This window comes from Acinetobacter sp. ESL0695 (assembly GCF_029392135.1).
Lineage (GTDB): Bacteria > Pseudomonadota > Gammaproteobacteria > Pseudomonadales > Moraxellaceae > Acinetobacter > Acinetobacter pollinis.
In genome coordinates this window covers 1,407,211-1,429,753 of record NZ_CP113932.1, presented here as the reverse complement: position 1 = coordinate 1,429,753, position 22,543 = coordinate 1,407,211, and the positions used below count along the sequence as shown (strand labels likewise).

The 22,543-nt window shown below is 37.1% G+C and carries 20 protein-coding genes; 14 read left to right on the top strand and 6 right to left on the bottom strand.

Annotated features, from left to right (window positions below; translation table 11 throughout):
• Positions 1-7 precede the first annotated feature (7 nt).
• The 5 genes from dnaX to OZX61_RS06730 are packed head-to-tail and all read left to right on the top strand — an operon-like array spanning position 8 to position 5,615.
• Complete coding sequence (dnaX, locus tag OZX61_RS06750; protein ID WP_277094302.1) at positions 8-1,891, top strand: DNA polymerase III subunit gamma/tau; 1,884 nt, start codon at positions 8-10, stop codon at positions 1,889-1,891.
• Positions 1,892-1,907: 16 nt separating this feature from the next.
• Positions 1,908-2,417 carry a low molecular weight protein-tyrosine-phosphatase gene (locus tag OZX61_RS06745; protein WP_195770815.1) on the top strand — a complete coding sequence of 170 codons (510 nt, stop codon included), beginning with the start codon at positions 1,908-1,910 and terminating at the stop codon, positions 2,415-2,417.
• Between the two features lie 9 nt (positions 2,418-2,426).
• Positions 2,427-3,455, top strand: a complete 1,029-nt coding sequence (gene murB, locus OZX61_RS06740) for a UDP-N-acetylmuramate dehydrogenase (protein ID WP_277094301.1) — start codon at positions 2,427-2,429, stop codon at positions 3,453-3,455.
• Between the two features lie 13 nt (positions 3,456-3,468).
• Positions 3,469-4,587, top strand: a complete 1,119-nt coding sequence (locus tag OZX61_RS06735; RefSeq protein ID WP_277094300.1) for a YdcF family protein — start codon at positions 3,469-3,471, stop codon at positions 4,585-4,587.
• Positions 4,587-5,615: an alpha/beta hydrolase gene (locus tag OZX61_RS06730; RefSeq protein WP_195770812.1), complete on the top strand. Its 1,029-nt coding sequence runs from the start codon at positions 4,587-4,589 to the stop codon at positions 5,613-5,615. Before OZX61_RS06735 ends, OZX61_RS06730 begins: the two co-directional genes overlap by 1 nt.
• Before the next feature lie 44 nt (positions 5,616-5,659).
• Here the strand turns inward: OZX61_RS06730 and OZX61_RS06725 are convergent, their stop codons facing one another.
• From OZX61_RS06725 to OZX61_RS06715, 3 genes are read right to left on the bottom strand one after another with little or no spacing between them, the layout of a single operon-like run.
• Complete coding sequence (locus OZX61_RS06725) at positions 5,660-6,832, bottom strand: cupin domain-containing protein (RefSeq protein WP_277094299.1); 1,173 nt, start codon at positions 6,830-6,832, stop codon at positions 5,660-5,662.
• Positions 6,833-6,847: 15 nt separating this feature from the next.
• Positions 6,848-7,438: a Maf family protein gene (locus OZX61_RS06720; RefSeq protein WP_277094297.1), complete on the bottom strand. Its 591-nt coding sequence runs from the start codon at positions 7,436-7,438 to the stop codon at positions 6,848-6,850.
• Positions 7,435-7,821, bottom strand: a complete 387-nt coding sequence (locus tag OZX61_RS06715; protein ID WP_277094296.1) for a DUF2237 domain-containing protein — start codon at positions 7,819-7,821, stop codon at positions 7,435-7,437. Before OZX61_RS06715 ends, OZX61_RS06720 begins: the two co-directional genes overlap by 4 nt.
• Before the next feature lie 145 nt (positions 7,822-7,966).
• Here OZX61_RS06715 and OZX61_RS06710 point away from each other — a divergent pair, with 145 nt between their 5' ends.
• The 4 genes from OZX61_RS06710 to OZX61_RS06695 all read left to right on the top strand — a co-directional run bounded on the left by OZX61_RS06710 (position 7,967) and on the right by OZX61_RS06695 (position 11,442).
• Positions 7,967-9,151: a phosphoglycerate kinase gene (locus OZX61_RS06710; RefSeq protein ID WP_277094295.1), complete on the top strand. Its 1,185-nt coding sequence runs from the start codon at positions 7,967-7,969 to the stop codon at positions 9,149-9,151.
• Positions 9,152-9,175: 24 nt separating this feature from the next.
• On the top strand, positions 9,176-9,397 hold the full coding sequence (locus OZX61_RS06705; protein WP_195770807.1) for a hypothetical protein: 222 nt from the start codon (positions 9,176-9,178) through the stop codon (positions 9,395-9,397).
• A 120-nt stretch (positions 9,398-9,517) separates the two neighbouring features.
• On the top strand, positions 9,518-10,516 hold the full coding sequence (gene fba / locus OZX61_RS06700; RefSeq protein WP_277094293.1) for a class II fructose-bisphosphate aldolase: 999 nt from the start codon (positions 9,518-9,520) through the stop codon (positions 10,514-10,516).
• Between the two features lie 68 nt (positions 10,517-10,584).
• A complete protein-coding gene (locus OZX61_RS06695; RefSeq protein WP_277094291.1) occupies positions 10,585-11,442 on the top strand; it encodes a DMT family transporter in 858 nt (285 codons plus the stop codon).
• A 43-nt stretch (positions 11,443-11,485) separates the two neighbouring features.
• On the opposite strand, the gene nfsB is transcribed toward OZX61_RS06695, so the two are convergent.
• On the bottom strand, positions 11,486-12,124 hold the full coding sequence (gene nfsB, locus OZX61_RS06690; RefSeq protein ID WP_277094290.1) for an oxygen-insensitive NAD(P)H nitroreductase: 639 nt from the start codon (positions 12,122-12,124) through the stop codon (positions 11,486-11,488).
• Between the two features lie 234 nt (positions 12,125-12,358).
• Here nfsB and cysD point away from each other — a divergent pair, with 234 nt between their 5' ends.
• The 4 genes from cysD (at position 12,359) to OZX61_RS06670 (ending at position 17,629) form a co-directional block, all read left to right on the top strand.
• Complete coding sequence (gene cysD / locus OZX61_RS06685; RefSeq protein ID WP_237412801.1) at positions 12,359-13,267, top strand: sulfate adenylyltransferase subunit CysD; 909 nt, start codon at positions 12,359-12,361, stop codon at positions 13,265-13,267.
• A gap of 17 nt (positions 13,268-13,284) precedes the next feature.
• Positions 13,285-14,907, top strand: a complete 1,623-nt coding sequence (cysN, locus tag OZX61_RS06680) for a sulfate adenylyltransferase subunit CysN (protein WP_195770802.1) — start codon at positions 13,285-13,287, stop codon at positions 14,905-14,907.
• A 63-nt stretch (positions 14,908-14,970) separates the two neighbouring features.
• Complete coding sequence (locus OZX61_RS06675; RefSeq protein ID WP_277094288.1) at positions 14,971-15,351, top strand: 5-carboxymethyl-2-hydroxymuconate isomerase; 381 nt, start codon at positions 14,971-14,973, stop codon at positions 15,349-15,351.
• A gap of 76 nt (positions 15,352-15,427) precedes the next feature.
• Positions 15,428-17,629 carry a TonB-dependent siderophore receptor gene (locus OZX61_RS06670; RefSeq protein ID WP_277094287.1) on the top strand — a complete coding sequence of 734 codons (2,202 nt, stop codon included), beginning with the start codon at positions 15,428-15,430 and terminating at the stop codon, positions 17,627-17,629.
• 42 nt (positions 17,630-17,671) lie between these two features.
• Here the strand turns inward: OZX61_RS06670 and thiM are convergent, their stop codons facing one another.
• Both thiM and OZX61_RS06660 read right to left on the bottom strand, forming a co-directional pair.
• Positions 17,672-18,487 (bottom strand): hydroxyethylthiazole kinase, encoded by an 816-nt coding sequence (gene thiM / locus OZX61_RS06665; protein ID WP_277094285.1) that lies wholly within the window; start codon positions 18,485-18,487, stop codon positions 17,672-17,674.
• 25 nt (positions 18,488-18,512) lie between these two features.
• Positions 18,513-19,673 (bottom strand): hypothetical protein, encoded by a 1,161-nt coding sequence (locus tag OZX61_RS06660; protein WP_277094283.1) that lies wholly within the window; start codon positions 19,671-19,673, stop codon positions 18,513-18,515.
• A 242-nt stretch (positions 19,674-19,915) separates the two neighbouring features.
• Between OZX61_RS06660 and pepN the strand changes: the two genes are divergently transcribed.
• Entirely contained in the window at positions 19,916-22,525 is a 2,610-nt protein-coding gene (gene pepN / locus OZX61_RS06655; protein ID WP_277094281.1) for an aminopeptidase N, read from the top strand.
• The last annotated feature ends 18 nt before the right edge of the window (positions 22,526-22,543 follow it).

Genomic DNA, 22,543 nt, shown 5'->3' with positions numbered 1-22,543 from the left:
AGCATACATGTATCAGGTTCTAGCAAGAAAATATCGTCCACGTAACTTTAATGAGTTGGTCGGGCAAAACCATGTCTCTAGAGCTTTAACCAGTGCTTTAGAGCGTGGCCGCTTGCACCATGCTTATCTGTTTACAGGTACACGAGGCGTTGGAAAAACGACTATTGCAAGAATCTTAGCAAAATGTTTGAACTGTGAAACAGGTGTTACATCTACCCCTTGTGAAGTTTGCCCTACATGTCGTGCGGTGAATGAAGGACGTTTCATCGACCTTATAGAAATAGATGCGGCCTCTCGAACGCGTGTAGAAGATACAAGAGAATTATTGGACAATGTTCCTTATGCACCCACACAAGGGCGTTTTAAAGTTTACTTAATCGATGAAGTACATATGTTGTCTACGCATTCATTCAATGCGTTATTAAAAACATTAGAAGAACCACCTGAACATGTCAAATTTCTATTTGCGACAACAGATCCACAGAAATTACCGATTACAGTAGTATCCCGTTGTCTCCAGTTTACATTACGTCCTTTAGATATCACAGAAATTAGTGGGCATCTAACAGAGATATTAAATAAAGAAGACGTCGAATATGAATCTGAAGCATTATGGCAAATTGCGGAGGCTGCACAAGGTTCATTAAGGGATTCTCTTTCGTTGACCGATCAGGCAATTGCATATGGTCAAGGTAAGATTATCCATGACGATGTAAAAGACATGCTTGGTTTAATTGATCGATCTATCATTTACGATTTAATTGAAGCCATTCATCAAAATCATCAGAAACAAGTTTCACTGTTGTTATTACAATTTAGAAAGCAAGCACTGGATGTTGCCTTAGTTTTAGATCAGTTGGTTTCTACTTTACATGAGTTGGCAATCATTCAGTATTTGCCAGATTTAGGTTTAAAGTATAGTCATGAGATTAATCAGAAAATTAAGCGACTCTCACAATTAATTTCTGCACAAGATTTGCAGCTCTATTATCAGATTGCAACGAAAGGTCGTGCTGAAATTACATGGGCTGTTACACAAGAGCAAGGCTTTGAAATGTGTGTGCTCCGTATGCTCGCGTTTAGACCGCTATCTTCTCATGAAAGACCAGTGATTGCTGAGCCAATACCAGTGGTTAATGATGATGAACATTTTGAGCCAGAAGTCGCACTTGAAAGTAGCACAGAAGAAACACTGGCATCTATTCCCTCCAAAGAGGTAGATGATGCCTCCATTGTTGCATTTGATGCGGCGGCTGAAGATCATCTTATTGAGGTGTCTGTACCTTCTCACTCACAATACATTGAATCAAGTGTAGACTATGATAAGGATGATGAAGAAGTCTTCCCATTTTCACTAGATGGGGAAAGTACACAATTCACATCATTTGAAGTAGATCGTAATGATGAGGTTGAGAGGAATACTCAGCCTGTTAATAAAGAAAAGAGAGTTGAGGAAACATCAACGCAGCTGATGCCTCAAGAGATTTTATCACTACCTGAGCAGGAGTTATCTGGAGCATGGACTGTAGAAAAATGGGAATATTGGTTTAGAAATAGTGATTTATCTCCTGCGGTACAAGAGTTAGCACAATATGGCATTATGTCTGGCGAAATTAATGCGACTTGTCAATTTTATATTCCTCAAAAATATGAAAAGCTTTTAAATCAGCAACAACATAATTTAGAAGAAGCTTTAAAGCAACAATGGAGTAACACAGTACTCTCTATAAGCTATGAAGAAGTTTCTGAAGTAACCCCATATATGTTGCAAATAGCGCGTAAAGAACGAGCATACGAACGTGCAGTGACATTAATTAAAGAAGAGCCGAGTGTGAAAGCTTTAATTGATACGTTTGATGCAGAAATTCATAATATTCAGCTAAAAACTTAAAAAATTTGAGGTAATTATGTCTGATAATGGGCCATACCGTATTTTATGTGTTTGTTTAGGAAATATTTGTCGTTCGCCAACTGCTGAGGTAGTACTTCGTCATATTGTTGAGGCAAGTAAACTCAATATTATGGTCGATTCAGCAGGTACAAGTAATTATCATATTGGGGAAGCACCAGATGAGCGTAGTCAGCGCTATGCACAAAAGAGAGGTTACGAACTGTCATCATTACGTGGTAGACAGCTGATTACGCGTGATTTTATAAAGTTTGATTTAATTTTGGCGATGGATGCTCAAAACTTAGAACAAATTAATCGATTAAAAAAAGTTGCTGAGGCTGAGTTTGGAATTAATGCTTTAAAAGCCAAAATTGCGATGATGACAGCTCATGACCAATCACAACAAAATGTTGCTATTGCTGATCCCTACTATGGTGAAGGTAGGGGGTTTGAACATGTCTTAGATCAGTGTGAATCGGCTAGCCATGCTTGGGTTAACTATTTTCAGAAGCATCATATTGGGTAGAGTGTGTAAGTGTTAAATATTAAAGAGCAATTTCAACTTAAGTCATTAAATACATTAAACTTAAGTGCAATAGCTGCCTATTTTATAGATGTAAGTACAGAAGACGACTTAATTGAGGCTTTGGCATTTGCTGAAACAAAAAAGTTGCCAGTGCTGGTACTCTCTGGCGGAAGTAATGTATTGCTCTCAGATTATTTGAATGCCTGTGTACTTCATATAAATATGAAAGGTATTTCGTGTATTGATGAAACAGCGGATTATAGTGTTATACAAGTTGGTGCAGGAGAAATTTGGCACGATTTTGTATTATATACTACGCAAAAACAGTGGTATGGGTTACAAAACTTAGCTTTAATTCCTGGCAAGGTAGGTGCATCACCTGTGCAAAACATAGGTGCTTATGGTGTTGAAGTTGGAGAATTTATTTCCTCTGTTTCAGTATATGATCGTCTTTGTCAGACTTTTAGCACCTTATCTCAAGAGGATTGTCAGTTTTCTTATCGGGATAGTATTTTTAAAAAACATGTTCAACGCTATATTATTACTTCGGTAACGTTTCGTTTAAATAAACATATCGACTTAAAACTTGCCTATGGCGATTTATTAAAAGCTGTTGGTGAGGAAAAGACACCTTTTAACTTACAGCAACAAGTTATTGCGATTCGTCGCTCTAAGCTACCTGATCCTAAAATCTACCCAAATGTGGGTAGCTTTTTTAAAAACCCGATCATAAGTTACGAACAATACACGCAATTGAGCCAACAATATCCTCAAATGCCTTATTATTTACAACCCAATGATCAAGTAAAAATAGCGGCAGGTTGGTTAATTGATCAGGTGGGATGGAAAGGAAAACGTTTAGGTGCTGTGGGAATGTTTGATAGACAAGCACTTGTCCTTGTAAATTATGCAGAAGCAACATTAAGAGATGTTAGAGCAACTTGCTCTGCTGTACAGCATGATGTACAACATAAATTTAATATATTACTTGAGCCTGAGCCTGTAGTATTTGGGGAAGACGGGTTAATCTGTTTGTAGATGGACGAAGAATATGGCAGAAAAACAACCTTTTATGGTAAGGTTTGTAAAAATGATCGCAGTACTTTTAGTACTCTTGACCGCGCTCATTGTTTTTATTTATACGCCATTTTATTCAAAAAGCATTTTATTCTTACTGAATCATTTTGTTCCAATTGAAGTAAATATGGTCGCTGCACAGAGTCAGCAAATTGCTGCATTGAGTGAGCATGATGATTTAGAGCCCGGTTCAAATTTATGGATTGCACGTCAGGCATATTTAAAAGTCTTACAAGAAGCCGCGCAAAGAGAAGATGCAGTTGGTTTAAATTTAATTGAAGCACGATATAAAATTTTAGAAAAACAGCTACAAAATAAAGAGGATGAAGAGGAGGCTGATGACACAGCATCTTCTGATCCGAAGATAAGCGATCAGCATATTGATGAAGTAGCTTCTGAGCCAGAAGCACTTCAAGAAGTGGCACGTTTAAATGATGCAGATACACAGCTTCTTATGCAGAAATACACACAGTTTTTGACGACGTATCCTGTTAAAGTGAATGATAAAGATCCAGTCAGTCAGCAAGTTTCTCAAGATTTAAGACAAGCAAATACGGTCAGAGATGAGCAAAAAGCAGATGCATCTAAGCCCTCTGCAATTGTTGTCTTAGGAGGAGGGTTAACGTTTGATCGCACAACGAAACGTATTATTGTTAATAGCTATACACGATTGCGCTTAGAGAAAACTCTAGAGATTGAGCAACAAAACAGCCTACCTATTGTGTTAAGTGGTGTAGAAGCACCATATATGCAGATTTGGTTAAAAGATCATGGTGTAGATGCGAAGCTTCTTGAAAATAGAAGCATGAATACATGTGAGAATTCAAGATTTAGCTCGCTGTTACTTCAGAAAAAAGGTGGTGCGCCAAAAATTATATTGGTAACAGACGAGTATCATATGCCAAGAACACGCCGTCTGTTTGCCCAAAATGGTATAGCCACTGTTCCTGTAGATGCACCTATGCCAACGCAATTGACACGTTGGAAGCCTGCGCTTACCAATTATGATCATAGTCGACGTGCAAATTACGAATTATTGGCAACCATTCGCGATGTAGTGTTTGGGACCAATGATTGTCGTGAGGTTCCTTAATGCCTGAAACACCTTTTTTAACACCAACCACACTCAAACAGTTAGATTTACCTGTACCAAGTCGTGAAACGACATCGGATCAGTTGCAACCGCTCAATTTATATAAGCCTTATATGCCTAAAGATGAGTTGCTGTCTTATCAGAAACTTTATGGCTTAGATGTGTTAGATTGTGATTACTGGCAAGGTTATATACAAACAGAACAATTTAAGTTGCATACACAAGTCTTTCAACCTCAACAAAATGATATTTGTGGTACGGTCTTTTTATTGCATGGTTATTTAGAACATAGTGGTATTTATCAACCTATTATTGAAGAAATATTATCACAAGGATTTAGTGTTTTAACTTTTGATTTACCAGGACATGGTTTGAGTAGTGGCTCACCTGCAAATATCGAAAATTTTGACCATTATCAAGATGTTCTGCATGCAATTTATCGCTATACTAAAAATGCACCACAGCTGCAAAAACCGTGGTTAGGTGTGGGTCAAAGTACGGGTGGTGCAATTTTAATGCATCATATTTTAGCCTATGCAGAGCAAAGGAAGAATCCTATTGTTGAACGGATTTTATTGTTGTCACCTTTATTGCGTCCTGCAAAATCTGCATGGTGGCATAATCCAGTTGGTTTAGGCATTATTAGACGAATTAAAAAACAGGTGCCTCGTCATTTCCGAAGAAATAATCATAACCCTGAGTTTCTTCGTTTTGTACGTTTGAAAGATCCACTACAACCTAAAATGATGGGAATGAACTGGATTCTAGCAATGTCCAAATGGATGGCTGTTATGGAAGAGAGACCATCATGTAGAATTCCTGTCTGGATGGCACAAGGCGCATTAGATCAGACTGTCGATTGGCGTTACAATATCGAATTTGTAAGGAAGAAATTTAGACTACAAACCTTGCTAATTTTAGAAGAAGGTTCACATCAACTCATTAATGAACGTGAAGATATTCGTGCGGCATTAACAGGTTTAATTCCTGCATTTTTACATGCAAAATCCAACAGTTATTATTATTAATATTTTATTGTGGCTTACCGACACTACGTCAGTAAGCCTGATTTTTATGCTTCATTTTCCTCAGGTGAGGTAAGCATGAGAATGGAATCATTGATCAGTGGGAGAAGATCATTTAATAAACTATGATGATTAAATCGAGCATCAAAGTTGAGTACTTGGCCATCAGCGATGTCTTTTAAAATCACTGCTGTCTCTGATTGAATATTTAGACGCTCTCCATTGGCCCAAAACATCAATTTCTCATCTTCTTGTGTATATAGAAGTCTTGATGCAGGTTCAAGCTGAATGGTATAGGTTGAACCAATGAGGTCTAGAAGATCTTCTAATTCAAGTTCATCTGGCTCAGGAATATTGTCTGGATATTTTGGTTCGGACATGAGTGATAAAATTGCATGATCGAAATGATCAGAGTGCATTAATGTTTCAATCAGTTGATGTTTTAAAGTTTGGAGTTCTTTAGCGGTTATTTCACCGATTGCATGGTTAGGTGAGCGCTCATTATCTTTTACAGGATTTTTAAAAAGTTGTTCATCGGCAAAATGATCACTCACTCTATCAATAATACCCGCTAAGTTTGGCATTCTGAAACCAAATGAATAGGTGAGGCATTCATTTTCAGCAACCCCATAATGAGACAAACCAGGAGGTACATACAAAAGATCTCCTGGTTCAAGAACTTCATCAAAAGTAATATCCATCTCTGAAAGAAGTTTAAGTGGTTGCCCTTCAATAAATTTCGTATTTTCATCGCAGTATTGGCCTAACTGCCAGCGACGTGCTCCAAAACCTTGAACCAAGAATACATCGTAAAAGTCAAAGTGTTTGCCTACGGATCCACCTTTAGGAGCATAGGACACCATAATGTCATCTCTACGCCACTGAGGAATAAAATGAAACTTTTTCCATAATTCAGAAAGATCCATAGAGTAATGATCTATTGCTTGAACAAGCAATGTCCAATATGGTGGTAAGTTCTTAAAGGCCTTTTTAGAAAGAGGAGATGATTGAACTTTCCACTGATCGTGAAGCGAACCAGTTTGTTGAATGAGACGAGCAGTAACATTCTCTTCTAACGCGAGAGATTTAATATCATCAGGTTCGAGTAGATCGATGACCTCAGGAACGGCTTGTCGTACAAGTAATGGTTTTTTTTGCCAGTACTCATTTAAAAATTGTTCTGCAGTAATATTGCCTAAAACGCTAAGTGGTTGGGACATGTATAGCCTTGTCATTTAAGGAATTTGAAGATTAAATTCGCGTAATATTTGAGTAAGTTGAATAAGTGGTAAGCCCATGAGAGCCGTTTGGTCACGCCCTGTCATACTTTCAAATAAAGAAATGCCTAGACTCTCGCATTTGAAGCTACCAGCACAATGAAAGGGTTGATCTTTTTCAATATAACGTTCTATTTCTACACGAGAAAGTTCTCTAAATTTGACTTCATAATGTGCGACAACTGTACAATTTTGTTTTGTAGCTAAGCATTGCACACTTAGACCTGTACTAAAGCAAAGTGTTTTTTCAGAATGTTGTTCTAGTTGCTTGATTGCATCATCTTTATCTTTAGGCTTGCCGATGAATGTGTGAGGTTCATTGGTATACCATGCGACTTGATCAGAGCCAATAATAATTGCTTCAGGGTATTGTTTTGCAATCACCAGTGCTTTTTCCGAGGCAAGACGCATTGCTAATGTATCTGCATGAATCTCACCGTACGGTGTTTCATCAATGTCAGGTGCTATACTTTCATAAGGAATATGTAAGCGATCCATCAGTATTTTTCGAGTTTGACTGCTCGAAGCAAGAATAATTAAACGGTTCATGCAACTGAGTATTCCATGAGTACATGTAACGGCACATAGTTTAAAATAGATTGATGGCATGAGTGTAATTTGAGTTTAGGTGCTTGACCAAGCTCATAAGCTTCAACCCAACGTTCAACACAAATGCACCAAAAGTCACCAGGCTTTAATCCAGGAAAGTCTAGTTCTGGTAATGGTGTAATTAAATCATTACCCAGTTTTTGAGAAAAGTTAAGAAAATCTGAACTCATTTGTGCACAAACGGTGTGCTGTCCAAGATCTGTTGTAGATGTATGGCAGAAACCATTACGAAAGTAGCCCGTAATTGGGTCAAAACAGCAACTCGCGAGTGGTTCACCAAATATATTAAGGCGATTAATTTTAGGATCTGGATGAATAGACATAAATATTCTGATTTAATAAGTGAGTGTGGTAAGTAAACGAAAGCGGTTTTTCTACATCTCTTATACTAAAGAAGCTAACGCTTTTAAATATCTTCGTCTAAGATATTGTTATTGAAAATAGTGAATAACACAAGGGAGCAATAAAATGACGTTTCAACGTATGACTGATCTTGATTTACAAGGAAAGCGTGTCCTTATTCGTGAAGATTTAAATGTACCTGTAAAAAATGGGGAAATTACAAGCGATGCTCGTCTAAGAGCAGCATTGCCAACAATTAAACTTGCATTAGATAAAGGCGCCGCAGTTATCGTCTGTTCACATTTAGGTCGTCCTGTAGAGGGTGAGCCAAAATCTGAGCAATCTCTAGCACCTGTTGCAAAGTATTTATCTGATGCATTGGGTCAGACGGTTGAACTTGAAACTGATTATTTAAACGGCGTAGACGTAAAAGCAGGACAGGTCGTACTTCTTGAAAATGTGCGTTTTAATCATGGCGAGAAGAAAAATGCACCTGAGCTTGCAGAAAAATACGCAGCATTGTGTGATGTATTTGTGATGGATGCTTTTGGAACGGCTCACCGTGCTGAAGCATCGACTGAAGGAGTTGCACGTAAAGCACCGCTTGCTGTTGCGGGCCCATTACTTGCAACAGAATTAGACGCGTTAGGTCGTGCCTTAAAAACACCTGCAAAACCAATGGTTGCAATTGTGGCAGGTTCAAAAGTTTCAACAAAGTTAGATGTACTTAACTCGTTGTCGACAGTGTGTGATCAATTAATTGTGGGTGGTGGTATTGCCAACACATTCTTGGCTGCTGCTGGATTTAATGTTGGAAAATCGTTATATGAAGCAGATTTAGTCGATACGGCAAAACAAATTGCTGCAAAGGTTGATGTTCCTTTACCAACCGATGTTGTGGTTGCAGATGCATCAAATATTGGCGATGACTTTATGAGTTTTGTAAGTAATAGCCATGCTGTTGTCAAAAAAGTTGCTGATGTACAAGATACTGATATGATCTTAGACGTAGGGCCTGAAACAGCCGCAACATTTGCTCAGTTCTTGCAAGAAGCAAAAACGATTCTGTGGAATGGTCCTGTTGGTGTGTTTGAAGTTGATCAGTTTGGAGAAGGCACAAAAGCATTGTCATTGGCAGTTGCTCAAAGTGATGCTTTCTCAATTGCAGGTGGTGGTGATACTTTAGCTGCGATTGATAAATACAATGTTGCTTCTCACATTAGCTATATTTCTACAGGTGGTGGTGCTTTTCTAGAATTTGTAGAGGGTAAAACATTACCAGCTGTTGCTGCACTCATTGATCGTGCTTAATGATTAAATAAAAGGAGTATTTTTTTGAAACAGTTACTTATAATCGCACTAGGATTTGTCGCATTAGGTACATTGACTGCATGTGGTAAAAATGAAAGTCATACAGAAGCACAAAACAGTGCGCCTGCATCTTCTGCTTCAACGACATCTTCGGAAACAAGTCCAGAACAGCAAGCAAAAATAGATGCGATAGATAAACCTGTATTAGATTCAAAAAATACAGATACTCCTGCAAAATCACACTAAATAAGCATTTTTTTAAGAAAACCCTGCAATAGCAGGGTTTTTTTATGGCTTGATGATTTTAAATACAGTTTTGTTGGCAATGCCCATGTAGAATACCGCACGCAAATTGGGGAGAGAGTTATGGCTTTAGTATCATTACGTCAGTTATTAGATCATGCAGCAGAGCATAGCTATGGTGTACCAGCATTTAATGTAAATAATTTAGAGCAAATGCGTGCAATCATGCTTGCTGCAGATGCAACAAATTCACCTGTTATTGTTCAAGTGTCTGCAGGTGCAAGAAAATATGCAGGGTCAGCATTTCTACGTCATTTAATTTCGGCAGCAATTGAAGAGTGGCCACATATTCCAATCGTAATGCATCAAGATCATGGTGTAAGCCCCGCGGTGTGCCAACGCTCAATTCAGTTGGGTTTTAGCTCAGTCATGATGGACGGTTCTTTAAATACAGATGGGAAAACGCCAACGAGTTACGACTACAATGTGCAGGTAACACGTCAAGTGGTTGAAATGGCACATGCATGTGGTGTTTCAGTAGAAGGGGAAATTGGCTGTCTTGGAAGTTTAGAAAAACAAGCCGCAGATCATGGCCAACTTTTAACATCTGTCGATGAAGCTAAAAGATTCGTTGCAGATACCCATGTCGATGCACTCGCAATTGCTGTTGGTACTTCACATGGCGCATATAAATTTACCCGTCCACCTACAGGCGATATTTTAGCGATTGAACGCATTAAAGAAATTCATGCTGCTTTACCAAATACGCATTTGGTGATGCATGGTTCTAGTTCTGTTCCTCAAGAGTGGTTAAAGGTCATTAATGCACACGGTGGTGCAATTGGCGAAACGTATGGTGTGCCAGTCGATCAACTTGTTGATGCGATTAAACATGGTGTGCGTAAAATTAATATTGATACGGATCTACGTCTTGCATCTACCGGTGCAATCCGTCAATTTATTGCGGAAAATCCAGCAGAGTTCGATCCTCGCAAGTATTTTTCAAAAACGATTGAGGCCATGAAAGAAGTATGTATCAGCCGTTATGAAGCATTCGGTACAGCTGGTAATGCAAGTAAAATTCGTCCAATTTCATTAGAAAAAATGGTTGAACGCTACTAATTACCTACTTTTTCAGATTAAGATAAAGCTCACATAGGTGGGCTTTATTTGTTCATGAGTATACGACATTGATTTTTATTCTATTTGCTGCATGCTGTAGTGTTGCTGTATCAATCCTTCTAAAGAAATTAGCAAGCGTTGGATATCATCCACTTTCTATGGTGGTATGGAATTATGCGAGTGCAAGTTTACTTTGTTTTTTATGGTTTAAGCCAAACTTATTGAATATACAGGTGGCACAAGTGCCATGGTGGCTCATTGGGTTATTAGGTATTATTTTACCCAGTATTTTTCTTGCACTTTCGCGTGCATTAAATGATGCAGGTATTGTTAAAACAGAAATCGCACAACGTTTATCGGCTGTTTTATCAATTATTGCAGCATATTTTATTTTTAATGAGCAATTTTCAGCAGTGAAACTTATTGGTGTCACTTTAGGTATTTTTGCTGTAAGTTTACTTGTTCTGAGTCGTGAAACAGGCCATCATCAGATCATCAATAAAAAAGGCGTACTTTCACTGTTATGTGTTTGGATTGGTTATGCACTTGTAGATGTTCTTTTGAAATATAATAGTAGTTTAGGGCAGGGTTTTGCGCAAAGTCTAAATCTTATTTTTATAACTGCTTTTCTATTTTCCTTTATTTATTGCAGTCTAAAAGAAAATTGTAATTTATGGGGTAAAAAGAATATTTTCGCAGGCTTAGGTCTAGGCATTTTAAACTTTGCAAACATTGCTCTGTATATTAATGCACATATTGCTTTGAAAAATTCACCTGCAATTGTTTTTGCGAGTATGAATATTGCTGTGGTTGTATTTGGTATTTTAGGTGGGATATTTTTCTTTAGAGAAAAGATAAACTCTCAAATGCTATTGAGTTTGGTGCTGGCAATAAGTGCAGTATTGGTTTTAATGAGTACCATGTGAAATTGAGATGACTTATTTGTAAGTCATCTCCATAAGGTTTAGTTTAAAGATGCGTAAATACAAGCTCATGTGGTAAGCGTGATTTAGGTAACTTGGCATTAAAATCAGTTTCACTTCTATAACCTAATGAAACCACCACTAAACTTTGTAAACCTTTTTCTTTTAAATCAAATGCTTGATCAAATGCATTGGTATCGAAACCTTCCATTGCCGTTGAGTCGATACCTTCAGCAGCCGCAGCTATTAAAAATTGTCCAAGGGCAATATACGTTTGGCGAATAAGCCAGTCGGGAATAGATTTTTTAATTACATATCCTTCACGTAGATTGGCCTGTGTTTCACGAGCCTCTTCATTCTTAAAGCGTCCTGCATGATCATCTGCTTTTAAAAGTGCTTCGAGATGTTCAGCAGGAATATTCGTTTTTGTGCAAAAGACAATGCTATGTGATGCTTGCAATACTTTCGTTGCATTGTAGCTATAGTTTCCAGGCATCGTTTCTGCAACACGTGCTTTTGCCTCATCCGTTTCAATTACAAAAAAATGCCACGGCTGAATGTTTACAGAAGAGGGTGTGAGTCTAAGTGTTTCTAATAAGGTGTCGAGTGTTGCTTGAGGAATCTTTTTTTCTGAATTATATGCTTTTGTTGTGTATCGTGTTTGTGCAACTTTAAGTATATCCATGTGAACGCACCAAAGTAATATAAAGAGTAGGTCAAGTATAATTACTTAAATATGAATAAAAAGATCATTTTACAATTCATATACTTATTGTTTTTCACGTTTAAACTGAAAATTTTTCTAAAGTAGAAAAAATGATTTAGTTATTCAAAAATCGTCATTAGACATACACATACGTGCTCTGATGAAGCATGCTAATATGTTTGCCTTAAAATTTCCGTTTAGCTGGGTATATTAATGACTGAGGAAAGATTAACTCACCTTAAACAGCTTGAGGCTGAAAGTATTCATATTATTCGAGAAGTGGCTGCGGAATTTGAAAATCCCGTGATGCTTTACTCTATCGGTAAAGACTCTGCGGTGATGTTACATTTAGCAATGAAAGCCTTTTACCCTGCCAAACTTCCATTTCCATTAATGCATGTTAATACCGGATGGAAATTTAAGGACATGATCAAGTTCCGTGATGACATGGTACAAAAACATGGGCTTGAACTGATCGAACATAAGAACCTTGAAGGAATGGCACAAAATATTAATCCATTCGATCATGGTAGCTCTAAATATACTGACATTATGAAAACGCAAGCCTTAAAGCAAGCTTTAGATAAATATCAGTTTGATGCTGCATTTGGTGGTGCGCGCCGTGATGAAGAAAAGTCGCGTGCGAAAGAGCGTGTTTACTCATTCCGTGACAATAAGCATCGTTGGGATCCTAAAAACCAACGCCCTGAATTATGGAACATTTATAATGGTAAAGTGAACAAAGGCGAGAGTATTCGTGTTTTTCCTTTATCGAATTGGACAGAGCTTGATATTTGGCAATACATTTATCTTGAGCAAATTCCAATTGTACCGCTTTATTTCTCTGCAAAACGTCCCGTGGTTGAGCGTGATGGTACACTCATTATGATTGATGATGAACGTTTCCCGTTGCGTGCAGGTGAAGTGCCTGAAATGAGATCGGTACGTTTTCGTACATTAGGTTGCTATCCTTTAACAGGTGCAGTGCAATCTACAGCCGATACTTTGCCTGAAATTATTCAAGAGATGTTGTTGACCACAAGCTCAGAACGACAAGGCCGTATGATTGACCACGATGAAGCTGGGTCAATGGAAAAGAAAAAGCAAGAAGGTTATTTCTAATTTAGTGGAGTAAATACATGTCTCATCAATCCGAGCTCATTAGCCAGGATATTTTGGCATACTTAAAACAACATGAGCAAAAAGATCTTCTCCGCTTTTTAACATGCGGTAATGTTGATGATGGTAAAAGTACATTGATTGGTCGTCTACTGCATGATTCTAAAATGATCTATGAAGATCAATTAGAAGCAGTAAAGCGTGACAGTAAAAAATCGGGTACACAAGGCGAAAAAGTAGACCTTGCCTTACTTGTAGATGGCTTGCAAGCTGAACGTGAACAAGGTATTACGATTGACGTTGCATATCGTTATTTTTCAACAGATAAACGTAAGTTCATTATTGCTGATACGCCGGGGCATGAGCAATATACACGTAATATGGCTACGGGTGCTTCGACGTGTGATCTTGCAGTTATTTTGATTGATGCGCGTTATGGTGTACAAACACAAACACGCCGTCATACATTTATCTCTGCACTATTGGGTATTCGTAATATTGTTGTTGCCATTAACAAAATGGATTTAATTGAATTTTCTGAAGAAAAGTTTAATCAAATTCGTCAAGATTATGAAGAGTTCATTACGCATTTAGGTAATCGCAAGCCGACCAATATTCATTTTGTACCAATTTCGGCACTTAATGGCGACAATGTTGTAAATCCTTCTGAGCATACACCTTGGTATCAAGGTCAAACGCTGATGAAAATTTTGGAAACGATTGAAATTGAGCGTGAAACTGAACATCAAGATTTTAGATTTCCAGTGCAGTATGTAAATCGTCCAAATTTAGATTTCCGTGGTTTTGCAGGTACAATTGCACTTGGTCGTGTTGCTGTAAATGACGAAATTGTAGTATTGCCTTCGGGTAAACGCAGTCGTGTCAAAGAAATTGTCACGTATGATGGCAATTTAGAAAATGCGGTGGTTGGTCAAGCAGTTACACTTACACTTCAAGACGAAATTGATGTGAGCCGTGGTGATTTAATTGCTCATCCAAGTGCATTACCTCAGCAATCACGCGCTGTAAAAGCAACCGTAGTTTGGATGGCTGAGCAGCCTCTCGTTGCGGGGAAATTGTATAATGTGAAAGTAGGTACTCAAAGTGTACCTGCAAAAGTGAGTGTGATTAATCATACAATTGATGTAAATACTTTAGAACAAGGGCATGTGGATGAAACACTTGCACTGAACGGTATTGCAGATGTAACGGTAGAGTTCGACCGTCCAATTGTATTTGATGACTATAAAGACAGTCGCTTTACAGGTAGTTTTATCTTTATTGATCGTTTAACCAATGTCACTGTTGGTGCGGCGATGATTGAAGATACTGCACAACTCAGTGATACAAAGCGCGCAGTAAGTGTAGACGAACGTGCTGCGAGACTTGGACAAAAACCTGCTGTGATTGCACTTTCTAAAGCTGCTTTTGAGTATAAAGCACAATTAGAGCGTGTATTGCTCACGGATGGCATAGTGTCTCTTGCTCAAGAGAGTCTCAGTCGCCATGAGATTGAACTGCTAAAATCAACAGGTATTCTTTTAATTATTGATGAGTCACAAAAAGAGCATGCTGATCTATTTATAGACCTAGATCAGATTGACGATCTGGTTGTCAAAATTAAGAGTTTTGTACAGCTATAAATATGATGTAGAGCCCAACAGATGTTGGGCTTTTTATTGAATAAAATATAACAAGGAAAACATATGCCAAATCTTACGTTACAATACAGTGGTAATCTTGATATAGATACGCAAGACTTATTATTAGAACTTCATGGAGTATTGTTCGATTCTCAACTATTTGAATATAAACATGACATTAAATCTAGAGCGATTCAATTTGATGAGTTTTTAATTGGGGATGGTCTAGAAAAGAATGCATTTATACATTTACAGGTCTGTGTTCTTAATGGTCGTACAACTGAACAATTACAGCAATTAAATGAACAACTGCTTCAAAAAATTAAAGATAACCAAAAACTCATACATACCGATGTAACCAAAGAAATTCATCTGTCTGTAGAAGTTGTAGAAATGAACAAAGAAATTTATAGAAAAGCAGTTATATCTCGTGTTGAAACTTAAGTTACTGATTTTCATTGACGCTTTTTCGTTTTATGATAGAGCGCTTTAACGATTAAAATTTGTTTAGGCACAATTTATGAAGCAGGTTATGCAGCAAATGCATTGGCATTTATGGGGATGCGCTTTAGTTTCACTTAGTTCAATAACAATTACTGAGGTAAATGCACAAAGCAGCGATGTCGAACAACTTTCAACAATTACTGTGAAAAGTGAACCATCTTCTGCATACCGTACTTCATTCGCTGATATCACTGGCTATAGTGGTCAGAAAATTAGCCAGATTCCTGCATCTATTTCTTCAATCACGAGTGCAGTGCTCACCGATCAACATGCAAAGCTCCTAACTGATGTTGTAAAAAATGATGCCAGTGTGGGGGATGGTTATGCCGCGATAGGATATTATCCAAACTTTATGGTACGTGGCTTTGCACTTGATACAGCCTCTAGCTATTTAATTAATGGCAATGTAGTTCGTGGTGAGCAAAACATTGCATTAGAAAATAAACAAAGTGTGGAAATTTTAAAAGGAATTTCTGCTTTACAAAGTGGTATGTCTACACCCGGTGGTGTCGTAAATTTTGTGACAAAACGTCCTGAAGATGTGCGTACATTAACCTTCGATATAGACCAATATGGTGACAAAACTGTTTCTACAGATTTAGGTGGATTTGTTGGGGAAAACCGTCAGTTTGGCTATCGTATTAACCTTGCTCATGAAGATATTAAACCATACGTCGATCATGCAAATGGTCAACGATATTTTGGTTCTGTAGCATTAGATTGGAATGTGACTGACAAAGCAAAACTTGAGTTGAATTTAGAAGCTCAGTCACAAAAACAACGCTCTGTACCGGGGTATCAACTTCTTGATGCAAAGGCAGTACCACAAAATGTAAATTGGGATAAATTACTCGGTTATCAAAGTTGGAGTAATCCTGTAACCAATAAAAGCTTAAATACAGATATCACTTATCGTTATGTTTTTAATCCTCAGTGGAATATGAGTCTAACTGCATCGCATAGTCGTGTTGTAATTGATGATTATTCGGCATTCCCTTATGGTTGTTATTCAGATATATGCAAGTACACGGGTTTAGGTAATACATTCGACCAAAGTGGAAATTACGATATTATTGATTATACAGATCCAAATGATGTGCGAATCACAGACCAATTTAAACTCCACTTAAATGGTGAATTTGAAATAGGATTATTTAAACATCAACTGCGTACAGAGATTGCAGAAACAAATAAAAATCGACAGCGCAATAAAGTAGTTTATTTAGATCAAGAAAGAGGAAGCTATATAGGCACAACTAATATTTATACAGATACAGTGGATTTTTTACCTGTATCAACAGTTCTAGATGGTCGATATACTGCGTTAAAAAGCCATCAACAAAGTATTTTCATTTCAGATCTTGTTAACTTGAATAATCAGTGGTCTGTATTATTAGGTACAAAATGGCTGCATTTAAATGAGCAAAGCTACAATAAAGATGAAATATTGGCTAGAGACACACATCTAAGTAAGTTTTTACCACAAGCTGCTTTAATGTATAGACCATTTGAAAATACAACGATTTATACAAGCTATGCCAAAGGCTTATCAGATGGTGGGGAAGCACCATGGTATGCAAAAAATGCAAGTGTTACGCTTGCACCAAAAAATTCTACGCAATATGAGATCGGTCTTAAACAGCAGATACAACAATTTTTGCTTACGGCTACAGTATTTGATTTAAAACAAGATAATCAATATGCAATTTCAATACCTTCAAACCCGCAAGAATTTGCTTTTGTGCAAGAAGGAAAGCAGCATAACCAAGGTGTAGAGTTGGCATTAAATGGTGCTGTAACAGAACGTTTAGATATGCTCACAAGTTTAAGTTATATTCGGGCAAGACTAGATAATGTATCTGATGAAAGCTATGCAGGGCATCAGATTCAAAATAGCCCAACATGGCGATTTAGTGGTTATCTTTCTTATAAACCACCTGTGTTAAATGATCAGTTAAGACTATTAGCAGGTATGCAAGCGAGTTCAAGCAAATATGCAAATAGATCAGGCACTGTAAAAGTTGCAGGCTATAGTATTTTTAATGTGGGTGCTGCATATCGTTTACCAATAGCAGGTTATGATACAGACTTTCGCTTGAATATAAATAATGTGATGAATACCCAATACTGGCGAGATGTGGGTGGATTTATGGGTGATGACTACTTGTTCTTAGGGAATCCAAGAACGGCACAACTATCAGCCACGATTCATTTTTAAAAACGAGAAAAACGGCGTACATTTTAAATACGCCGTTTTTTATTAATGTATTTGAATATCTATATGTTGTTTAATTTTCTCAGCATTTAAAGTAAATAGCTCATCTATAAAAGCAACATTAAATTGACCTAAAGTAGGTGCACTTTCATAAGCCAGTTTTCCAGCAATTGCAAAATGTACATGTGCTGCAATTGTTGCAATATGTATAGGGGCAACTGCACAATACGCAGCAATAAGTGCACCAAGAGCACATCCAGTTGCAGTAATTTTAGGTTGTAATACAGACCCACCTTTTATTTCAATGACCTGATCTGTCTCTTGTGACAAAATAAAATCAGATGCTCCAGAAATTGCAATACATGGACTGTACTTTAATAACGCCGTGGCTTTTGGGTATACATCTTTACTATCTAAAGTGCTGTCTACACCTTTCGATGGTATAGATTCTCCTGCTAGGGTTAAAATTTCTGAGGCATTGCCACGAATCACACTAGGCAAGAATGTGAGCAAGGTATCTACCATGTCGCTACGCCACTTTAAGATAGGACTATAGCCTACGGGGTCAAGTACCCAAGGAATATTTTTTTGATGAGCAGTGGCGGCTGAAATCTTCATTGCTTGCATTTGCTCTGAAGAAGGTGTACCTAAGTTAATATTTAAAGCATTTGTAATACGTGTAAAACTTTCTGCTTCATAAGGATTGTCAATCATGGCAGGTGAGGCACCACAGGCCAAAAGTACGTTTGCTGAATAATTACTTGCCACTTTATTGGTAATACATTGCACCAATGGGGATTTTTGCTGTAATTGTTGCCATGCAAAAATCACTTGGTCTATTAAAGTGTTTACTTGCATCATGGTTTGATTTTATCCTAAAAGAAAATTATTGTGTAAAGTAGTGATCTTGGTGCTTACATTGTCTACAGCGTAAAGAGACATAATCTCCTGCATCGTATTCCACTTCTAAGTCATGAGAGCCACAATGCATACAACGCTTGTCTGAATAAAAACTCAATCTTGGAGAAATTTTTCTCCATAAGTGCCAAATCGGTTGGCTTAATATACGTTGATCATAATTTAGAAATTTAAAATATAAAATTTCTCCCATTTTATTAAAAGGTAAATGTTCAGGGCGAGGGAAGTTAGGTGTTTCCCATTTATTTTTTATAGCATTTTCTCGGTATTGTATAACTGTTTTTTTGAGCTTATGCGTATTAATAAAATTATCATTACGTGCTTGTAAAGCACCTTGTTCATGTAAGTAGGCGAGTGCAGTATGAATAAGATAAAAAATTTGTTCGACTGCTAAATGATCAAGTAATCTATAGCAGAGTGTTTGAAACGATTTATGTCCTGCAATTTGTATATTCCAAGTGCGGCAGACAGCCATAGTAAATTGCATAATTTCTTGATATAGCATCAAATAAATCGCATGTTTCACTTCATCACTGTCTTGAAAGGGTACGCCTTGGCTTAAATCTTCATAAAACCAAAACCGAAGTTGTTGTGTAATACTAAATAGACTCGGCTCTGCATAGCCATCTAGACGTACATTAATATAATAGTTAGATATATCTTCATTTTTGGGATCGTGAAGTATAAAAATATTTTCTTTTTCTAATTGTTTAACAAGATGCTGTTGAAAATGAATATTTGGTGAAATAGGTCTATATTTTATTTTATCCCAGTCGATATATTCATTATGTTGTGCATCTTCACGTGCATAGTCATCTAAGAGTGCCAGTAAAAATAATTTTTTTATAAAAGATAATTGGTGTAATGAAGGTGCTTCAATGTCTTTTTTACGAAATTTTCTTACCTCTTGCAGACGAGTTTCCTTAAGCATTTTTTTACGCTTTTGTGTACATGCTTCACAATGACAGCTAAAAGCACTGCTCTGAAAAACACGATGCTCGCAATGACTACACTGGTGAAAATTTATATCTGTTTCAAACTGCTCAGCATCTACCCAATACATTGCAGCATGACAGAGTGGACATAATGTACTGCTATCTAACTGTTTCTTAATGATTTGAATAAACACACACCAACTCAATATTTTTAAAAGGCTTACTATTATACAAATGTTATGTATAGAAGCGAAAAACTTATGTTTTTAAATGTACCTAAAACAATTAAATGACTAATATTTATTAGAATTGGATCAGAATTTGCATTATTTTTACATATATCAGCAAAAAACGAATTTTTCATTTGAAAAATACAAATTATTGCCCAATATTAATTTTAAAGTGCTTTAAATGACAGATAACGTAGGGATAAAAGATGAATATAGCTGCAAATCCAGCAGTCGAAGCTGCAGATCAAACCGTATATTTAAAAGATTATAAGAAACCTACATTTTTAGTGGATTCAGTCCATTTAAATATTCAAGTATTTCAAGATCATACAATTGTAGACAGTATTTTAAATGTAAAGCGTCAAACAGAGGGTGACTTTGTATTGCTGGGGCGTGATCTCGAACTTAAAGAAATTAAAGTGAATGATGTCGTATTGACAAGTGATCAGTATCAACTTGATACAGAGCAACTTACACTGACGAATGTACCTGATATAGCTGTGATTACAACACGTGTTATTATTCATCCTGAAAAAAATACAATGCTTGAAGGGTTATATCAGGCAGGGAACTTATTTGTGACGCAAAACGAGCCAGAAGGTTTCCGAAAAATTACTTTTTACCCTGACCGTCCAGATGTACTTTCTGTATTTACAACGCGTGTAGAAGCAGACAAAAAATATCCTGTACTTCTTGCTAATGGTAATTTACTTGAAACTGGTGAAGTTAATGCGTCACGCCACTATGCAATTTGGGAAGACCCTACAAAGAAGCCAAGCTATTTATTTGCATGCGTTATTGGTGATCTTGCTGTATTAAAAGATCGTTATGTCACATCTGAAGGTAGAGATGTTGCATTAGAGATCTATGCAATTGAAAAAGATATTCCTAAATGTAAAATTGCAATGGAAGCTTTAAAGCATTCTATGCGTTGGGATGAAGAACATTATGGTCGTCCTTACGATTTAGACAATTATATGATTGTTGCTGTTAGTCAGTTTAATATGGGAGCTATGGAGAATAAAGGTTTAAATATCTTTAATACTTCCTGTGTATTGGCAGATGAGGAATACACCACCGATGCTGCGATTATGCGTGTACAGTCAGTAATTGCACATGAATATTTTCATAACTGGACAGGAAACCGTATTACGTGCCGTGATTGGTTTCAATTGTGTTTAAAAGAAGGTTTGACTGTATTCCGCGATCAATCTTTTTCTGAAGATTTACAGTCGGCTGCCGTACAACGTATTGATGATGTGTCCATATTGAAGTCTCATCAATTCCCTGAAGATGCTGGTCCATTATCGCACCCACCACGACCTGATCATTTTGTAGAAATTAATAATTTCTATACGGCAACCGTGTATGAAAAAGGTGCTGAAATTAACCGAATGATGGCGACTTTGTTGGGTAAAGAAAAGTATCGTCAAGGAACAGATGAATATTTTAAAAGACACGATGGCCAAGCTGTAACAGTAGAAGATTGGATTTCAGCTTTATCTGCAGGTTCAGGTGTAGATCTATCTGCATTCTTACGTTGGTATAACCAACCAGGTACACCAAAACTGCAGGTAACCCATAAATATGATGCAGTCAATCAAAGCTATACATTGGTATTTAAGCAATCATTAAGAAAAAATGATAAGTATCCTGAATTAAAACCACTTCCGATACCTGTAGCACTTGCATTATTCAATAAAGACTCAGGTGAGCAATTTACATTAGATGCAGACGATCTTGTAGAAAATCAAGTGAAAGATGGCGTATATTTGCTAAATAGTGAAGAAGCAACACTCACATTTAACAATGTAACGACTGAGCCAGTGGTCTCATTGCTACGTAATTTTTCAGCACCTGTAAATCTAGATTTTGATTATACAGATGATGCGCTGGCTTTCCTTATCGAGCATGAAACAAATGGATTTAACCAGTGGCAAGCGACACAAACATTGCTTGAGCGTATTTTGCTAGAAGATCATGTGGCACAACCATATATTGATGCGCTAAAAAATACATTGCCAAATATTGTTAAAAAAGATCCTTTATTGGCATCACGCTTATTGGACGTACCATCTGAAGGGTATTTAGCAAGTCGTATTGATGAAAACTATAAGCCCGAAGTCATTCAAGAGAAACGTAATGCACTTTTAAATGCTTTTGCAAAAGCTTTAGGCAGTTTCTTTAAAGAGACCTATTTAAGTTTAGACCCGAAATTACAGTCTGAGTTTTCTCAAGCAATGGGCGAGCGCGCGCTTAAAAATATTATGCTTAGCTATATGGCACGTCAAGGAGATGAAGCAGTATTTGAATTAGCAAAACAGCAATTTGATACTACTTCTAACATGTCTGAACGCTTAGGTGCATTAAAGGTATTGGTTTGGAATGATGCCCCACAAGCAAAAGAAGCTTTAGAAAAATTCTATACACGTTTTAAAGATGAGCCTTTAGCATTGGATCAATGGTTTATGTTGCAAGCAGCACATCCAAATGCAACGCAAGAGACGATTCAATATCTGACTTCACATCCTGACTATGATTTGGGAACACCAAACCGTATTCGTGCGGTGAGTGGTGGGTTAAACAGTAATCCTGTCAATGCATGGAGTTATGGCGTAGCTCATTTTATTGAGCTTGCACAGTATTTAGATGAAAAGAACCCAATAGTAGGTTCACGCTTGCTTCAAGTACTTTCACGCTGGTATACACTGGCCGAGCCAAAGCGTACAGAGGTTAAAGAAGAATTAACCAAATTGAAAGAAACTGTAAAATCTAAGAATGTTGTTGAAACATTGAATAGTATGTTATCTGTATAATTTTTATAAATATGAGCA